General features: G+C 62.3%; 14 protein-coding genes. 10 read left to right on the top strand and 4 right to left on the bottom strand.

The genetic code is table 11. The features are described from left to right. Window positions 1-12: 12 nt before the first annotated feature. From AEYBE204_RS30620 to AEYBE204_RS30610, 3 genes are all read right to left on the bottom strand, one after another. A complete protein-coding gene (locus AEYBE204_RS30620; protein ID WP_023462348.1) occupies window positions 13-534 on the bottom strand; it encodes a ferritin-like domain-containing protein in 522 nt (173 codons plus the stop codon). A gap of 131 nt (window positions 535-665) precedes the next feature. Beyond that, on the bottom strand, window positions 666-899 hold the full coding sequence (locus AEYBE204_RS30615; RefSeq protein ID WP_023462347.1) for a hypothetical protein: 234 nt from the start codon (window positions 897-899) through the stop codon (window positions 666-668). A 115-nt stretch (window positions 900-1,014) separates the two neighbouring features. Further along, the gene (locus AEYBE204_RS30610; protein ID WP_023462346.1) at window positions 1,015-3,111 is read right to left on the bottom strand and encodes a catalase; all 2,097 of its coding nucleotides are present in this window, start codon (window positions 3,109-3,111) and stop codon (window positions 1,015-1,017) included. A 241-nt stretch (window positions 3,112-3,352) separates the two neighbouring features. On the opposite strand from AEYBE204_RS30610, the gene AEYBE204_RS30605 reads away from it, so the two are divergent. The 7 genes from AEYBE204_RS30605 (at window position 3,353) to AEYBE204_RS30580 (ending at window position 12,549) form a co-directional block, all read left to right on the top strand. After that, a complete protein-coding gene (locus tag AEYBE204_RS30605; protein ID WP_023462345.1) occupies window positions 3,353-4,045 on the top strand; it encodes an alpha/beta fold hydrolase in 693 nt (230 codons plus the stop codon). Between the two features lie 19 nt (window positions 4,046-4,064). Continuing rightward, window positions 4,065-5,195, top strand: a complete 1,131-nt coding sequence (locus tag AEYBE204_RS0120305; protein ID WP_023462344.1) for an alpha/beta fold hydrolase — start codon at window positions 4,065-4,067, stop codon at window positions 5,193-5,195. Window positions 5,196-5,302: 107 nt separating this feature from the next. Further along, a complete protein-coding gene (locus tag AEYBE204_RS30600; RefSeq protein ID WP_023462343.1) occupies window positions 5,303-6,418 on the top strand; it encodes a glycosidase in 1,116 nt (371 codons plus the stop codon). 129 nt (window positions 6,419-6,547) lie between these two features. After that, window positions 6,548-7,012 (top strand): (2Fe-2S)-binding protein, encoded by a 465-nt coding sequence (locus AEYBE204_RS30595; RefSeq protein WP_023462342.1) that lies wholly within the window; start codon window positions 6,548-6,550, stop codon window positions 7,010-7,012. Then, on the top strand, window positions 7,009-8,025 hold the full coding sequence (locus AEYBE204_RS30590; RefSeq protein WP_023462341.1) for a xanthine dehydrogenase family protein subunit M: 1,017 nt from the start codon (window positions 7,009-7,011) through the stop codon (window positions 8,023-8,025). The genes AEYBE204_RS30595 and AEYBE204_RS30590 overlap by 4 nt, the downstream gene beginning before the upstream one ends. 8 nt (window positions 8,026-8,033) lie before the next feature. Continuing rightward, window positions 8,034-10,274, top strand: a complete 2,241-nt coding sequence (locus AEYBE204_RS30585; protein ID WP_023462340.1) for a xanthine dehydrogenase family protein molybdopterin-binding subunit — start codon at window positions 8,034-8,036, stop codon at window positions 10,272-10,274. Next, a complete protein-coding gene (locus AEYBE204_RS30580) occupies window positions 10,264-12,549 on the top strand; it encodes an FdhF/YdeP family oxidoreductase (protein WP_023462339.1) in 2,286 nt (761 codons plus the stop codon). The genes AEYBE204_RS30585 and AEYBE204_RS30580 overlap by 11 nt, the downstream gene beginning before the upstream one ends. On the opposite strand, the gene AEYBE204_RS30575 is transcribed toward AEYBE204_RS30580, so the two are convergent. After that, on the bottom strand, window positions 12,539-13,603 hold the full coding sequence (locus AEYBE204_RS30575; RefSeq protein ID WP_023462338.1) for a catalase family protein: 1,065 nt from the start codon (window positions 13,601-13,603) through the stop codon (window positions 12,539-12,541). The two genes, AEYBE204_RS30580 and AEYBE204_RS30575, sit on opposite strands and share 11 nt — an antisense overlap. Window positions 13,604-13,792: 189 nt before the next feature. Here AEYBE204_RS30575 and fdhD point away from each other — a divergent pair, with 189 nt between their 5' ends. Genes fdhD through AEYBE204_RS30560 form a run of 3 tightly spaced genes read left to right on the top strand, consistent with a single transcriptional unit; the run spans window position 13,793 to window position 17,406 of the window. Next, a complete protein-coding gene (gene fdhD, locus AEYBE204_RS30570) occupies window positions 13,793-14,623 on the top strand; it encodes a formate dehydrogenase accessory sulfurtransferase FdhD (RefSeq protein WP_023462337.1) in 831 nt (276 codons plus the stop codon). Between the two features lie 9 nt (window positions 14,624-14,632). Then, on the top strand, window positions 14,633-15,871 hold the full coding sequence (locus tag AEYBE204_RS30565; RefSeq protein WP_031230569.1) for an NAD(P)/FAD-dependent oxidoreductase: 1,239 nt from the start codon (window positions 14,633-14,635) through the stop codon (window positions 15,869-15,871). Continuing rightward, window positions 15,868-17,406 carry a sodium:proton antiporter gene (locus AEYBE204_RS30560; RefSeq protein WP_023462335.1) on the top strand — a complete coding sequence of 513 codons (1,539 nt, stop codon included), beginning with the start codon at window positions 15,868-15,870 and terminating at the stop codon, window positions 17,404-17,406. Before AEYBE204_RS30565 ends, AEYBE204_RS30560 begins: the two co-directional genes overlap by 4 nt. The last annotated feature ends 7 nt before the right edge of the window (window positions 17,407-17,413 follow it).

Here is a 17,413-nt window from a genome sequence, read left to right as displayed (position 1 = left end):
GTGCACTGGATATTATTCAGCCGGCTCAACGTCGGCTGCGGCCGAAAGGGCGGCCTTGTTGACGTCGGAGATAGCCAGACCGTTCAGCTTTTCGTCGGTAGCCTTTTCCTCGACCAGAGTCTCGGCGAGGAGCTTGGAGGCATCGGAATAGCCGAGTTGATCGGCGATAGCGATCAGGGCGCCGTAGGAGGCGATTTCATAGTGTTCGACCTTTTGCGCGCCGGCGATGAGCATGACATCGCGCACCGGGCCTTTTTCGATTTCTTCGATCGTTTCAGCGCCTTCAGCGACGAGGCCTTCCATGGCCAGACACTTGATTCGCTTCAGCTTGATGCCGAGGCCGTCGACGATCTGATCGATGCGTTCGATCTGGCCCTGGGTTTCTTCGAGGTGGGTGGTGAAGCCCGCCGCGAGATCGGGATTGGTCGAGGCCTTGGCCAGCTTCGGCAGGGCCTTGGTCAGTTGCTTTTCGGCGCTGTAGATGTCCGACAGTTCGTGGACAAAGGCTTCTTCGAGGGTTTTGATCTTGGGCATTGGAAAGCTCCATTCGGGTTGTGGGGGACGGCAAATTATGAAGACCTGAGCGAATAAAATATTCGGCTCTCGGGTCTTAAGCGTTAGAAAATTATCAGTACGGGTTCAGGGGCACGGACCTCTGCGGCCCTCTACTCCTCTTCGAGGTCGTCTTCGGAATCGGCACCCTCTTCCGCGTCATCCTCACCGTCGATATCGGCCGGATCGGTGCCCACGGGCTGATCCTCACCGTTCGTCGGAATGTCGGCCAGCGGGTCGGCGGAAGGCGTGGTTTCGGTATCACCATCGACCGGCCCGGCCTGCGGCGTCAGCCTGTTCTCCTCAAAGGGAGTCTGGTTCTGCGATTGGCTTTGTTCGTCGCTCATGTCGGCTTCCTCTAAGTATGCGTGTCGGGGACTGACCACGAGACGTGCATCAGTCAGCGACCCGGTCCGCATTCACCGGGTCGGGTCTGGAAAAGGTGGCGACGGCTCCTTGTGATCAGGGCGTGCCGCCGTTCATGGCCTCCATCAGCCCGGCTTCGCGCGTCCAGTGGCGGATGTCCTTACAGGCCTCGATGAAGGTCTTGACGGATTTTGCCGATGTCAGCTCGACACAGGCTTCATCGAGATCTTCGGCGATCCCGGCCTTGACCAGCAAGGGTTTGACTTCGGGCGAATAGGCCAGAAACTTGAAATGCGAAAACGCATCCGACACAAAGTCTTTGGCCGCCGGAACCTTGGCCGCCCGCGCCGCGCCATTGGCCGAAGCAAGGACCGCCACGAAGTCGAACAGCACCGACGGCCCGCCGTCGATCTTGTACTGCGCCGCCAACCATGTGCCATCGCTCAGTTCGACGCCGCCGATCGTGGGGGCGATATATTCGACCACCGCCCCGGCCTTGGTCGCTGCGGCTGTCAGGCCGTTGACCAGTGCCGCGTCGGCGCCATCGGTGACGAAGATACCGAGCTTGCGGCCGGTCAATATGCCGAGGTTACGCTTCTGAATGCTCAGGGCATCCGACGGCAGCAGATCGGCCAGGGTCGGCACGGCGGCGGGCGCCGGTTGCGGCAACTCCGAAATGCCCAGCCCGCTGGCGACCTGTGAGGCCAGGTCGGGATCGATGTTCAGCAGATGCGAGACGACGCGCAGGCGGATATCCGGGCGTTCGACGCGGCTGAGCTCGAAGATAAGCGCGTTCTGGATGTGGCCCTGCTCGATCTGGGTCTGGCTGAGATAGAATTGGCGCGCCTGACTATAGTGATCGGCGAAACTCTCCGGACGTATGCGCAGCTTGGCACCCGACGCCTCTTCGGGAAAGGTCTTGAAACCCATCGGCGTTTCGCGCGGTCCGGGATCGGCCCCCAGCGCCGGGGTCCACGAATTGGGTTCGTAGTTCACGCGGCCTTTCGGGTTATGGAAGGCCATATGGCCGTCCTGCTGAAAGTGTGCGAACGGGCATTTCGGGGCGTTGATAGGCAAGTGCGTGAAATTCGGTCCGCCGAGACGTTTGATCTGCGTGTCGAGATACGAGAAATTACGCCCCTGCAGCAGCGGATCGTTGGTGAAGTCGAGGCCCGGCACGATGTTCTGCGTACAAAAGGCCACCTGCTCGGTCTCGGCAAAGAAGTTGTCTGGCATCCGGTCGAGTACCAGTCGGCCGACGATCTTCACCGGCACCAGCTCTTCGGGGATGAGCTTGGTCGCGTCGAGCACGTCGAAATCGAAGCTGTCGGCAAAGTCCTCGTCGAACAGTTGCAGCCCCAGTTCCCATTCCGGGAAGTCGCCCTTCGAGATGGCGTTCCACAGGTCGCGGCGGTGGAAGTCGGGATCGGCGCCGTTGATCTTGACGGCTTCGTTCCACACGACCGACTGAAGGCCTAGCTTCGGCTTCCAGTGGAACTTGACGAAGGTCGACTTGCCTTCGGCAGTGACCATGCGGAAGGTATGGACACCGAAGCCTTCCATGAAGCGGAAACCGCGCGGGATGGCCCGGTCCGACATGGTCCACATGATCATGTGCATGGATTCGGGCATCAGGGAGATGAAGTCCCAGAAGTTGTCGTGGGCTGTCTGCGCCTGCGGAAAGTCGCGGTCCGGCTCCTGTTTGGCAGCGTGGACAAGGTCAGGGAACTTCATAGGATCCTGAATGAAGAAGACCGGAATATTGTTTCCGACCAGGTCCCAGTTGCCTTCCTTCGTATAGAATTTGACGGCAAACCCGCGCACGTCGCGGGCCAGATCGAACGAGCCCTTATTACCGGCAACCGTCGAAAAGCGCGTGAAGACCGGCGTCTTTTCACCGGCGCGCTGAAAAATATCCGCCGAGGTCACGTCGGACAGGCTTTCATAGGTCTCGAAAAAGCCATGCGCGCCATAACCGCGCGCGTGAACCACGCGCTCAGGGATGCGCTCGTGGTCGAAGTGGAACATCTTCTCACGATAGACCTGATCTTCCATCGCCATCGGACCGCGCAGGCCTACGCGCAGAGCGTTTTGATTGTCGGAGACGGGCATACCCTGCTCGGTCGTCAGGATCGGCGAACCCGCTATGGCTTGCTGATGCGTTTCGCCCCCTGCGCCTACAACTTCAGGCATGACTTCAGGACTGACGCTTGCCGGTTGCTTTACTTTGCTTTTTGACATGATAACCCTGCTCGGTGCGTAAATGTGCTGCATAAGCCCACCTAAGGCGCACACAGGTCAATGCGATTTTCAATAAATTCAGTTAAACGCATCATCTTTTTATTTATATACATAAGTTATAATATTTTTAGTCCGCATATATTCTTTATACTGAACCCAATAATGTTCACGTTATTAGGGGAATTGTAGAAATATGACGCGAATTAATGAACGGGTCGTTTTAATCCACGGCCTGGCGGAAACACCGTTCCACATGCGATCCGTTGCCCAGGCGGCAAGGGCTGCGGGTTATGGGGTTGCCCACATTATCTACCCCTCGACACGAGCGCCCATCGAGACCCTGATCGCCGACCATGTTACCCCGCAGATCGCCGACCTAACTTTAAGCAACGACAAGGTTCATTTCGTGACCCACTCGCTGGGTGGCGTTTTGCTTCACGCCTATCTGCAGATCCATCGCCCCGCCAATCTTGGCCGAGTGGTCATGCAGGCTCCCGGGCTAGAGGGGAGCGAAACGTTGGAAATGTTTCGCCGGAATCCGATCTTTCGTTTTCTGTTTGGACCTGCCGCCTATCAATCGGGAACCGGCACGGATGGCTTCGCGGCGCGTCTGCCGAGACACGTGGATTACGAACTCGGCGTCATCGCGGGGTGCGTCTCGCTCGACCTTTTGCCGCTGTTTTTCGTTCCGCCCCCGCACGACGGCAAAATCAGCGTAGGACGCACCAAACTTGAGGGCATGGCTGATCATATCGTCTTGCCGACCTCACATGACACCATGATGCACGACCCCGCCGCCTTGTTCCAAACCCTTCGCTTTCTGCACTGCGGGCACTTTCTGCACCTTCTTCGCCCTGCCAACGCGCCCCGCCATCTGGCCGCCTAACCGTAGTTCAGGACACACCATGCCTCTCGTTCTCCTTACGCGCTTTCTCACCTCCCTATTTTCATGGCTATTGCTTGCCGCCCTCATCTATCTGGGATGGAGTTGGTACGAGGGTGAATGGCTGAGAATGGTCGACGGGGACCTTATCCGCGTCAGGGAAGACTGGCGCCTGTGGACCGCTCTGGGTCTGCTTGCCTGGTCGGCATTCGGCGGGATGATCCTGAAACCTTTTTTGTCTCGCCCCGACCGCCGGCACCTGAATACAGACCGCAGCAACGGGGCGCAGATGGAGGGCATCAATGGGGCGTCGCTCTATGTCGAGACCCACGGGCCTAAAGCAGCACCTGTTCTCATCCTGACTCATGGCTGGGGGCTCGACAGTACGATCTGGGGATACGCCAAGGAGGACCTGTCCGCCGATTACAGGGTGGTTGTCTGGGATCTTCCCGGCATGGGGCTATCGAAGCCTGGTGATGACGGCGTCAACCTGGCCGCCTTTGCCGTCAACCTGAAACATCTTATCGAACAGATGTCGTATGAGAAGGTCGTACTGGTCAGCCACAGCATCGGCGGGATGACCACCCAGACGCTGGCACGCGACTACCCGGCGTTCTATGAAGCACGGGTCGCGGGGGTCGTCCTACTCAATACGAGCTATACTAACCCCCTCAAAACCATGATTCTGCCCAAGCTGATGCTGGCGCTGCAGAAGCCCCTGATCGAGCCGATGATGGTCCTAACGCGGTGGCTAACGCCCCTGGCCTGGCTGAGCGGCTGGCAAAGCTATTTTAACGGCATGTCGCATCTGACGAACCGCATCGGTTTCGGCTCCAGCGTGACCCATTGTCAGCTTGAACACACAGCGCTCCTCAGCACCCGCAATTCCCCGGGCGCGCAGGCCTTAGGGAATCTTTCAATGTTCCACTGGGACGCCAGCCAGGCGCTTGTTGACACATCCGTGCCCGTGTTGGCAATCGGCGGCAGGGTCGATCTCGTCACCAAGGTGGAGGCCAGTGAAACCATTGCGTCCATGGCACCTCACGGCAGTCTGCTGAAGGTCGAAGACGCCAATCACATGGGCTTTCTGGAACGGTTTGAGGACTACAATGCCGCTATTTCAGCGTTCGCAGAGACTTCGATCGTACGTTAAGCTTGCAAACAGCGGTCTTAGTCGAATTTTGCGCTTATGCCATCACAGGCAGCTTGTCGCAGATCCGGCGCGCGCATCGCGTGCCATGGCGCATCCGGTGATACAGCATGAAATTCGACATAGACCGACTCGTTCTGGTGCCCGACGACATCGATCTGTCCCGCTCGCCGCTGGCCGGACATCTTAACGCCGAGACCTATATTCTAGGGGTCTTCAATCCAGGCCTGCTGCGCCTGCCGAACGGTAATTTGCTGATGATGGTGCGGGTGGCCGAAGCGCTGCGCACGCCCATCGTCAACGGTCACGTTCACGCCATTCGCTGGGCCGATGACCGCTACAGGCTCGACGCCTGGCCGGTAGATCGCGCCGACACCGCCGACCCGCGCAAGTTCACCTTACACGGCGGGGCGTGGAAGGTCATGGCCCTCACCTCCCTGTCGTGGCTACTGCCGGTCGAACTGACGCCCGACGGCCTCGATATCGTCGCCCTGCACTACGACAAGGCGATCCAGCCGCAATTCAGCTTTCAGTGCTACGGCGTCGAGGACGCCCGGATCAGCCAAGTCGGCGACCGCTGGCTGATGACCACCTGCTCGGTCAGCCCGGAGCGGCATTCGACCTGTCTCTACAGCTCGACCGACGGCCTCGACTGGGTCTTCGAGGGCATGGTGATGGATCATCAGAACAAGGACATGCTGATCTTCGAAGGCCTGATCGATGGCAAATACTGGGCGCAGACCCGGCCGCTGGGCTCGCTCTATTTCGCCTATCCGCCGGGCAGCGAGTGGCGCGCCGGGCCGTCGATCAATCTGGCGACATCGCCCGATGCCCTGCACTGGAAGCCGTATGAGAAGCCCGGCATCCGCGCCCATTCGGGCGCCGTTACCATGGAACGCATGGGCGGCGGCACCCCGCCGATCCTGACCGACAAGGGCTGGCTGACCCTGTGGCACGGCGTCGAACCTAAGGAAATCGTCGGCATCTACCGCACCTACTGGTCGCTTCTGAACAAGGATGACCCAAGCCGGACGATTGAGACCGGTAAAGAGGCGATTCTGGAGGCCGCGCCCGACCTGACGCAACCCATCGAGCACCAGATGTATCTGAGGGACGTCGTCTTTACGACCGGCATCGCCGACGGGGGCGAGGTCTATATCGTCGCCTCGGGCGAGGCCGACCTGGCGTGCCGGATCACCCATATCCCGAAGACCGCCTTCACCTGACCTTTTCACGGAGCCAGAGGATGACCCGGCGCTCTTTGCGTCGCGTTTATTTTCCAGCCTTCGAAACGCATCACCGCGCTGAGCGCTTCTCTGTAGGCTCGCCGCTCAAAAGGGCATCAGGAGACTCAGGTGACGCAGGTCCAATTCACGCTGAACGGTCATTCGACATCGGCGGACATACCGCCGTGGGTGACCCTCCTCGATTTCCTCCGCGAACGCGTGCATCTGACCGGGACCAAAAAAGGCTGCGACCACGGGCAATGCGGCGCCTGCACGGTGCTGATCGACGGCAAGCGGTTCAATAGCTGCCTGATCCTCGCCGTCAGTCGCGACGGCGCAGAGATCACGACCGTCGAGGGTCTCGCTGACGGACCGATCCTGCATCCGGTTCAGCAGGCCTTTCTCGATCACGACGCCTTCCAGTGCGGGTACTGCACGCCGGGCCAGATCTGTTCGGCCATCGGCCTGCTCAATGAGGGCCGAGCCGAATCGCGCGAGGATATCCGGGAATATATGAGCGGCAATCTGTGCCGTTGCGGAGCCTATACCCACATCGCCGACGCGGTCGAAGCCGTACTTGAGGCCTCGAAATGAGGCCTTTCGATTACGTCCGCCCCGCGACCATTGGCGAAGCCATCGCGGCCCTGAACGCCGTACCGGATGCGCGCGCTTTGGCCGGCGGCACCAATCTTGTCGACCTGATGAAGTACGAGGTCGCTCGGCCGTCGCGCGTCGTCGATATCAACCGTCTGCCCCTGCACGATATCGAAGAAACTGCCGAAGGTGGCGTAAAGATCGGTGCTCTGGTCAGTAATGCCGATCTGGCCTGGCACCCGTTGATCGAAACCCGTTACCCGCTCCTCAGCAGCGCTCTTTTGGCCGGGGCCTCGCCGCAGTTGCGCAACGCCGCGACGACCGGCGGCAACCTGCTGCAACGGACGCGCTGCCACTACTTCTATGATACGGCGACCGCGTGCAACAAACGCGAGCCGGGCTCGGGCTGCGGGGCCATTGGCGGCGTCAACCGCAATCTGGCTATCCTCGGGGCCAGCGACGCCTGCATCGCCACCCATCCGTCCGACATGTGCGTCGCCCTGCGCGCCCTCGACGCCCGTGTCCACGTCGAAGGCCCGGACGGCGCGCGGATCATCGCCTTTGCCGATTTCCACCGCCTGCCGGAAGAGACGCCGCAGTTCGACAACACGATGCGGCACGGCGAGCTGATCACCCATATCGAGCTTCCGGCGACGCGCCTCGACACCCACTATTCCTATCTCAAGCTGCGCGACCGCCTGTCCTACGCCTTCGCGCTGGTCTCGGTCGCCGCCGCCCTGACGCTTGAAGACGACCGCATCACCGACGTCCGCGTGGCGCTTGGCGGCGTGGCGCACAAGCCGTGGCGCAACGAGGCGCTGGAGGCCGAAATGGTCGGTCAGATGCCCGATGCGGCGGTGTTCAGCCGCTTCGCCACCGCCCTCCTGCACGACGCGAAGGGCCAGGGCCAGAACGACTTCAAGATTGATCTGGCGCGGCGCACCGTCATCCGCACCCTGACTCAGGCCGCCGCCGCGACGCCTCAGCCGCAAACCCGCAAATCCATTCTGTAGAGGCGCAAATGGCCGACACCTCAGGCTTCATCGGTAAGCCCGTCATTCGCGTCGACGGCGTGGCCAAGGTCACGGGCGCCGCGCGCTACGCCGCCGAATACCATACGGAAGACCTGCTGCATGCGGTCGCGGTGTCCGCCACCATCACGCGCGGCAAAATTCTGTCGATCGACACCGAAGCAGCGCTGGCCGTACCCGGCGTCGTCCACATATTGACGCACGAGAACCGGCCCGACACGGCGCGCTGGGACCTCAGCTACAGGGACATGGTCGGCCCCCCCGGACATCCGCTGCGCCCGCTATACGACGAACATATCCATCATAACGGACAGCCCATCGCGCTTGTCATTGCCGAGACCTTCGAGGCCGCCCGCGACGCGACGGTTCTGGTGAACGCCCAATACGATGTCGAGGCGCACCTGACGGATTTCGCGGTGGCGAGGGCCTCCGCCTACGATCCGCCCAAACGTCGTATGGGGATCAAACCACCGCAGCCGCGCGGGGACCCGCAAACGGCTTTCGCGACGGCGCTGGTGAAGATCGAGGCCGAGTACCACCTGGCGGCGGAAATCCACAATCCGATGGAGATGTTCGCCGCGACCGTCATCCTCGACGCCGACGGTGTGTTTAATGTCTACGACAAGACGCAGGGCGCGCTGAACGTTCAGTTCTACCTGACACAGGTTTTCAAACTGCCGGCGAAAAAGGTCCGCGTCATCGCCCCCTATGTCGGCGGGGCGTTCGGGTCGGCGCTTCGGCCCCAGCCCTCGGTCTATCTCGCCATGCTGGCGGCGAAGGCCCTCAAGCGCTCGGTCCGCGTGACCTTGAGCCGCGCCCAGATGTTCGACCTCAGTTGTCGGCCCGAAACCCTGAACCACATCAAACTAAGCGCCGACTCGACGGGCAAGCTGACCTCGATCCATCACCATGCTATCGGCCACACCAGCGCCTATGAGGATCATCAGGAAACCGTCGTCAACTGGTCGGGCCTGCTCTACCAATGCGCCAATGTCGATATGGGCTATAAGCTGATCAAGCTCGACACCATGTCGCCGGGCGACATGCGTGCGCCGGGCGCGGCGGTCGGCGTTTTTGCGCTGGAATCGGCGATGGACGAACTGGCCTACGCACTGGACATTGATCCGCTGGATCTGCGCCGCATCAACTATGCCGACCACGATCAGAACGACGATAAGGTCTTTACCTCCAAAGCCTTGCGCGACTGTTATGATCAGGGCGCCAACGCCTTTGGCTGGGCAAAGCGTTCCTCAGCGCCCCGGTCGATGCGCGAAGACCGTGATCTGATCGGCTGGGGCGTCGCGGGCGGCGTATGGGACGCGCCCTATTCGCCGGTGCCGACGCGTGCGCGCGCCGAACTGAGCCACACCGGTCACCTGACCATTATTTCCGGGGCCGCCGATATCGGCACCGGCACCTATACCATCGCGACCCAGATTGCCGCCGAAACCATGGGCCTGCCGATAGAGGCGGTCACCGTTCGGCTGGGCGACTCCAAAGACCCGTTCGCCGCGCCTGAAGGTGGTTCGATGATGGCCGCCAGCGTCGGCTCGGCGGTACAGGCGGCGTGTCAGAAACTGCAAAAAGCCCTGTTCAAGGCCGCCCGCGACCTGCCCGACACGCCGTTCAAAGGCCGCAAGTTCAAAGAGGTCGCCTTCCGCGACGGGCAGATGATCGCGGGCGACGTCGCCGTGCCATTTACCGACATCATGACGGCGGTCGAACGTGAGACCCTGGGCGTCACCGCCACGGTCCTGTCCAACTATCTGTCGACGCAAAAATATATCAGCTACGCCCATACCGCCGTTTTCGCCGAGGTACGCGTCGATGAGGACCTGGGCGTCGTGCGCGTCACGCGGCTGGTCAATGCCGTGGCGGCGGGGCGCATCCTTAACCCCCGCACAGCGCGCAGCCAGATCACCGGCGCCATGGTCATGGCCATCGGTCAAGCTCTGCACGAAGAGACCCTGACCGATCACCGGCTGGGGCGGATCATGAACCACAACTTCGCCGAATACCATATCCCGGCCCATGCCGACGTCATCGATCTCGACGTCATCTTCGTCGATGAGGCGGACACACGCGTCAATCCGATAGGTGCCAAGGGGCTTGGCGAAATCGGCATCGTTGGCACGGCGGCGGCGATTGCGAACGCCATCTTCCACGCCACGGGTCGCCGGATGCGCGACCTGCCCATCACCCTCGACAAGGTGCTCTACAGTGACGGATGATGAAACCGCGCATTCTGAAGGCCCCGCCGGGGGCTGGGGCTCGCTGGCCGGGATCGGTCATACGGTGCTCAGCGAGCGCCCCTCACCCGCCGTCATTGACACCCTGACGCACCAGAACAAGCCGAAGGGCTTCATGTGCGTGTCGTGCGCCTGGCCGAAGCCCGCCAATTACCACGCGTTCGAGTTTTGCGAGAACGGCGCCAAGGCCACCCTGTGGGAACTGACCTCGGCGCGCTGCACGCCCGGGTTCTGGGACACGCACAAGGTCACGGCGCTGCGCGACTGGAAGGACCACAATCTCGAAAAGCTCGGCCGCCTGACGCATCCGCTGCGTTACGACGCCGCCAGCGACAGCTACAAACCCGTGTCGTGGGAAGCCGCCTTTGCTGAAATCGGGGCGATCCTCAAACCGCTCGACCCTGACAGCGTCGTCTTCTACTCATCGGGTCATGCGGGGCTTGAGGCCGCCTATCTCTATGCGCTTCTGGCGCGGCTTTATGGTACGAACAATCTGCCGCAAAGCTCGAATATGTGCCACGAGACGACCTCGGTCGGCCTGAAAAAGGTCATCGGCTCGCCCGTCGGCACGGTTGTGTGGGAAGACCTCGAAGCCTGCGACGCCTTCTTCTTTTTCGGGCAGAACCCCGGCACCAACAGCCCGCGCTTCCTGCACCCGCTTCAGGACGCCAAGACACGCGGCGCGAAGATCGTCACCTTCAATCCCCTCCGCGAACAGGGTCTGGTCTCCTTCGTCAACCCTCAGGACGCCGTGGCCATGGCCACCGGGCATGAGACGGTGATTTCCGACCTCTATCTTCAGGTCAAATCGGGTGGCGATATCGCGGCCATGCTCGGCCTGTGCAAGGCCATTGTCGAGGCCGACGACGCGGCGCAAAAGGCCGGCAAGGCGCGCGTCATCGACATCGCCTTCATCGAGCAGCACACCTCCGGTTTCGACGCGTTTATCAGCAAGGTGCGCGATACGCCGTGGGTGCGGATCGAACAGGAAAGCGGTCTGAGCGAGACCGACCTGCGCCGCGCCGCCGATATCTACATGGCCGCCGAAAAAGCCATCGGAGTCTATGGCATGGGCCTGACGCAGCAGGTCGAGGGGCATCTCAACGTCGCCATGCTGGTCAATCTGTTGCTGATGCGTGGCAATATCGGACGGCTGGGGGCGGGTATCTGCCCGGTGCGTGGGCACTCCAATGTGCAGGGCCAGCGCACAGTTGGCATCGCCGAGAAGATCGAGCTGATCCCGGTCGACAAGTTGAAAGCCCTGTTCGGGTTCGATCCGCCCGCTAAAGACGGCATGAATATCACGGCCGCAACCCAAGCCCTGTTCGACAGCAAGGTGAAGGCCTTCATCTGTCTGGGCGGCAACCTCCTGCGCGCCGTGCCGGATCAGACCCGCATGGAAGTCGCCTGGCCCGCACAGGACCTGACGGTGATGATCTCGACCAAGCTCAACCGCAGCCACCTTTACCCCGGCAAGACCGCCTTCATCCTGCCGTGTCTCGGTCGTGCCGAGATCGACGCACAGGCGACCGGCCCGCAGACCGTCTCCATAGAGGACAGCTTCTCCCACATCCACGGCTCGATCGGCAAACGCAAGCCGCCGTCGGAGCATGTCAAAAGCGAACTGGCTATCATCGCCGGAATCGCGCGGGCGACCCTGCCCGGCCAACTAAGCGTCGAATGGGAGAGATGGACCGGGGATTACAGCCTCGTCCGCGACCTCATCGAACAGACCTATCCGGAAGATTTCCGCGACTACAATGCCCGCCTCTATACGCCGGGCGGCTTTTACCGCGGCAATCCGGCGCATGAGCGCATCTGGAAAACCGAGGCGAAAAAAGCAGTCTTCACCGTGCCGGACGTGCTCAGCGCCAACGGCTTCGAGGACAAGCCGGGACGTTATCGCCTCGTTACCCTGCGCTCCAACGATCAGTTCAACACGACGATCTACGGCTATTCCGACCGTTTTCGCGGTATCGAAGGCACGCGCGACATCGTCTTTATGAACCCGCAGGATATCGAGGCGGCGGGGTATAAGGCCGGAGATGTGCTGCGGCTGGTGACGGATATCGAGGACGGCCATCGCCGGGAACTGAGCGGACTGGTCCTGACGCCCTACGATATTCCAGCGGGCACGATCGCGGCCTATTATCCGGAATGCAACGTGCTGATGCCGGTGACGCACCACGACCGCCTGTCGAAGACACCGGCATCGAAATCGATACCGGTGCGTATCGAACGGCCCGTTACGCGTTAAGCTCGCTCACATCCGTTGGTTCGGCCAGAGGCTGATCGTTTTCATTGCGGCGGAAGCGCGACGACGCCTCATAGGCCGGGCGGCGCAGGCGCATGATCTGCCCCAGCGGGCGATGCGCCTCGATATGGTGCCACGGGCTGAAGGAAAGCTTGTCGTCCATCATCTGAGACGTTTCCTCGGGCCAGGCCGATTGCGGCGGTACGACGAGGGTCGCTACCGTCACGAAGGGACTTTCCTCTTCAGGCCATACCGCATTGGCTTTTTCGATCGGCATGGTCTCAAGATCGGTGCACAGCTGCACCTGTATCTCCCACATCCCGCCCTGCTCGGCGAAGTGCGCGACCATCGCCGTGCGCAGGGCCAGCGGGTCGTGGGTGATGTCGATCTTTTCGCCCTTGCGCGCGGTCAGTTCCGGCGCGACCGGCACGATACGGAACTTGGCGACATAGTCGCCGTAGCGGATCGGCACCTGCGCGAAATAGGTTTCACCGAGCGGATGATGCGGCGGCTCACCGCCGAGTGCCCGCAGCGTCGTACTCTTGCCGCCCACGGCTTCAAGCGCGCCTTCGGTCGCCCTCAGCACCGCCGACGCGGCAACCTTGGCGCCTTCGGCCTTGTCGGTCGTCGCCGCCAAGAGCTTGAGATTGGCAAGGAAGGCCTTGGCGTTGGGCGCCTGAAAGGTCGGGCCGTTGACCATGACGAAATCCTGCGTGGCCCCGCCGTCCAGACCCAGCACCTTGACCGCCAGACCGCGCGGGGTCGAAACGCTGTCGGGCAGGACATCACCGGGCGTCGAGGAAAAGCGCAATACCACGTCATGGGTGCCGACCTGCGCGAACAGGCCTTGCGCCAGATCCGGTGCATTATCCGGCACATGCAGTTTACCCGTCACCAGACCGTGACTCTTGGCATGGACGCTGCGCCAGCCGTGGCCGCTATCTTCATGGGTTTTCCGGCTGATTTTCAGGAGAGTTTCGACAAGATCGCGGGCGACCTCGGCTTCGTCGTCCTCGATCTGTTCGAGGTCGGGGCTATAGGGCACGGGTGCGGGCATGCAGATCATCCTTCGGCGGGGTTAGCGCGATCCGAGGTCGCGCGTCCGGGCAGAAGAGGGTAAGTTGCGGTAAGTTTTCGATGGCAAACGCCTGACGCGTTCGTTTGAAAAATAAGGAACGGATAGGGTTTTCATCCCCGGCGCCGCCATCATCTTGCGCCGGCCTGAAACCTGCCGGATGCTGTGCGCATGGCCGACACCCTGTCCTTTACGGAAACAATTCCATATGCGCCCGCCATACGCGTCCATCGGCGCATATGGCGCCGGGACGCCGTCACCGACAGCCGGCGCGATATTGCCGAAGAGACGCCCGTCGCGCTGGTCTATAACGGATCGACCGAGGCCGTAATGATGGCGACGCCCGCCGATCTCGAAGATTTTGCGGTGGGCTTCAGTCTGACCGAAGGTCTGATCGGGGGGGCCGATGATATCCGGCGGCTGGACATCGTCAGGAATGAATACGGTATCGAAGCCCGGATGTGGCTCAAAGTCGAAGTGGCCGATGTGCTGTCGGCCCGTCGACGGTTGCGTACCGGCCCGACCGGCTGCGGTCTGTGCGGGGTGGAGAGCCTTGAGGAGGCCGTGCGCCTTCCCGCGCCCCTGACGTCCGACGGACGGATTTCACCCTCCGACGTTTTTGCCGCCACCGAGCGCCTGGGTGAGGCCCAGAGCCTTGGCCGCCAGACCCGCGCGACCCACGCGGCAGCGTTCTGGCATCCCCATACCGACACCTTTCTGATCCGCGAGGATGTCGGGCGGCACAATGCGCTCGACAAACTGGCCGGGGCGATGGTACGCCAAAGCGTTCAGCATAACGCCGGTATAGTTGTTTTAAGCAGCCGCGTCTCCGTGGAGATGGTGCAGAAGACCGTCGCTATCGGCGCGCCCGTCCTCGTCGCTGTGTCGGCGCCCACGGCGCTGGCGGTACGCGTCGCCGAGGCTGCCAACCTGACCCTGATCGCCGTCGCCCGGTCTGACGGGTTCGAAGTCTTTACGCATCCTCATCGGATACTTCCATAGGACGCCCGCATGACCAGTACTTTGGATGTCGCTATTATAGGCGGTGGCGCCGCAGGCATTGCCGCCGCCCGCCATCTGACCGAACGCAAGCGTTCCGTTCTTGTCATCGAGGCCCTGCCGCGGCTGGGCGGTCGCGCCTTTACCCGTCAGATCAACGGATTGCCGCTCGACATGGGCTGCGGCTGGCTGCACTCGGCGGAACGCAATCCGCTGGCGGCGTTGGCCGATACGCTCGGTCACCCGCTCGACCGCCGCGAAAGCGCGTGGTCGAAACAGCTCGGCAATATAGCCTTTCCGCCCGACGAACAGCGCGCGGCCTGGACGGCGTTCGAGGCCCTGAAAGACCGGTTGCGCGAAACCCCGCCGCCCAGTGACCGCGCATCGGACGCCCTGCCCGCCAGCGACCGCTGGCGTCCCTTCGCTGACGGCCTGAGCAGTTTCATGAACGGCGCCGAACTCGATCAGTTGTCGGCCGAGGACTTCCTCGCCTACGAGGACTCCGCCAGCGAAGCGAACTGGCGGCTGCCGGACGGCTACGGGGCCTTCATCGCGGATCTGGGCGCAAACGTGCCGGTGAGCCTGTCTACGCACGTCAGGTCGGTTTCCAGTGACAAGGATATGGCGCTGGAAACCGATCAGGGCGTCATCCGTGCCTCTGCCGTCATCGTGGCGGTCTCGACGGCGGTTCTGGCGCGCAACGGTATCCGTTTTTCACCGGCCCGCGACGATCATCTGGAGGCAGCGTCGCGCCTGCCGCTCGGTGTTGCCGACAAGGTGTTTCTGGCCATGAACGACCCCGACGCCGTGCCGCCGGAGTCGCACCTGCTGGGGCGGACGGACCGTTCTGAGACCGGCAGCTATTATCTCAGGCCCCTTGGACGCCCCGTTATAGAGTGCTTTCTGGGCGGCGCATGGGCGCGCGATCTCGAACGGCAGGGCCCCAACGCCGCCACCGCCTTCGCCATCGAAGAGTTGACGCATCTGCTGGGCGGCGATTTCGCGCGCGGCCTCTCGCCCCTGACCACGACGCGATGGGCCACAGAGCCAACCATCGGCGGATCGTACAGCCACGCCGTGCCCGGCCATCACGCCGCCCGCGCCGTCCTGTCGCGTCCTGTCAGCGAACGGTTCTGCTTTGCGGGCGAGGCCTGCTCCGCACACGATTTTTCGACCGCGCACGGCGCGTGGCAAAGCGGGATCGACGCCGCCCGACACATAGATACCTATCTGGCGGGAGCGCACGCATGACCTTTTTCGAGAGCTTGCTCGTTCTTCTGGCTATCGCGATCGGCCTGCTGCAAATCTCACGGCGGCTGTCGATCCCCTACCCGACGATGCTGGCGGCGGCCGGCGTGCTACTGGCGCTGGTACCGGGCGCGCCAGAAATCGGACTGGACCCCCATGTGGCTCTGGCCCTCTTCATGGCTCCGGCCATCGTCGACGCGGCGTTCGATTTTCCGCTGGTGGCCGCCCGCCGCTATTGGCGGCCCCTGTTCGCTCTGGCCGTGGTGGCAGTCTTGTTGAGCGCCGGTGCCGTGGCGTGGCTGGGCGTCGCCGTCGCAGGTCTGCCCCTGTATGCGGCCCTGGCCCTGGGGGCCATCGTCGCCCCGCCCGATGCCGCCGCCGCGACCGCCGTGCTGGGAAGCGTCAACATGCCCCGCCGGTCGGTCACCGTGCTCAAGGGCGAAAGCCTGCTTAACGATGCCACTGCCCTTCTGCTGTTTTCCGCCGCCGTGGCCTTGCAAAACAGCGATCATAGCGGCGGCAATCTGGCGCTGCGACTGGGTCTGGCGGCACCCGGTGGCATTTTGCTGGGGGCCGGTCTGGCGTGGCTGTTCCGCTATCTAACGCCGTTTATAACGGGCACGCGCGGCGCCAATCTGATGGAGTTCGTTACCTGTTTCGGCCTGTGGATCGTCGCCGAAAAGCTGGGCCTGTCCGCCGTTCTGTGCGTCGTCGCCTTCGCCATGACCATTGCCTATTCCGCCAACCTGACCACGCCGCCGCGCATGCGTATCCATAGCTTCGCCGTTTGGGATGCCGTCGTTTTCTGCCTGAACGTCTTCGCCTTCCTGCTGATGGGGTTTCAGGCCCGCGCCATCGTCAGCGGTATGACGCCGGACCGCCTTCATACCGCCATTGGGTTCGCCGCTGCGGTCGTGCTCTGCCTGATCGTCGTGCGCATGGTCTGGCTGCTGATCTATAATCGTCTCGCCCATCGCTTTCGGTCGGCGCGCGGTGATCTGGAACCAGCGACGCTTGGTCAGGGCATACTGGTGGGCTGGTGCGGGATGCGCGGGCTAGTGACGCTGGCGACGGCCTTTTCGCTGCCCGTCGCCTTTCCCGATCGCGACCTGATCGTTCTGACGGCCTTTGCCGTGGTGCTGGCCACCCTCATTCTTCAGGGCCTGACCTTGCCGTTGCTGGTGCGCTGGCTGAAGCTCGACGGCGACAACGGCCTCGACAAGGAAATGGCCGAAGTGCGTGCCGATCTGGCCGCCACGGCGCTCAAAACCCTCGACGGGCACGAAGGTCCGGCATCCAATTTCTGGCGCTATGAGTTCGAAACCACGCGCAAGGCCGCCTTGACACCCGACAATACCGCGCTCGAAGACCAACGCGCCCTGGGCCGTATCGCCTTGCGGGCGCAGCGTGAACGCCTGGAGATCCTGCGGCGGGAAGAAAGGGTCGGTGCAGATGCCTATCTGATCCTTCAGGAAGAACTCGATTTCGTCGAGGTAAGCATCACGCGCGAATCCGACAGGCGGATCGAGGAAAGCTGATCGCCCT

The organism is Asticcacaulis sp. YBE204, assembly GCF_000495855.1.
Lineage (GTDB): Bacteria > Pseudomonadota > Alphaproteobacteria > Caulobacterales > Caulobacteraceae > Asticcacaulis.
Note: the sequence above shows the minus strand (reverse complement) of the source record. Positions and strands in the feature narration are given on the sequence as shown.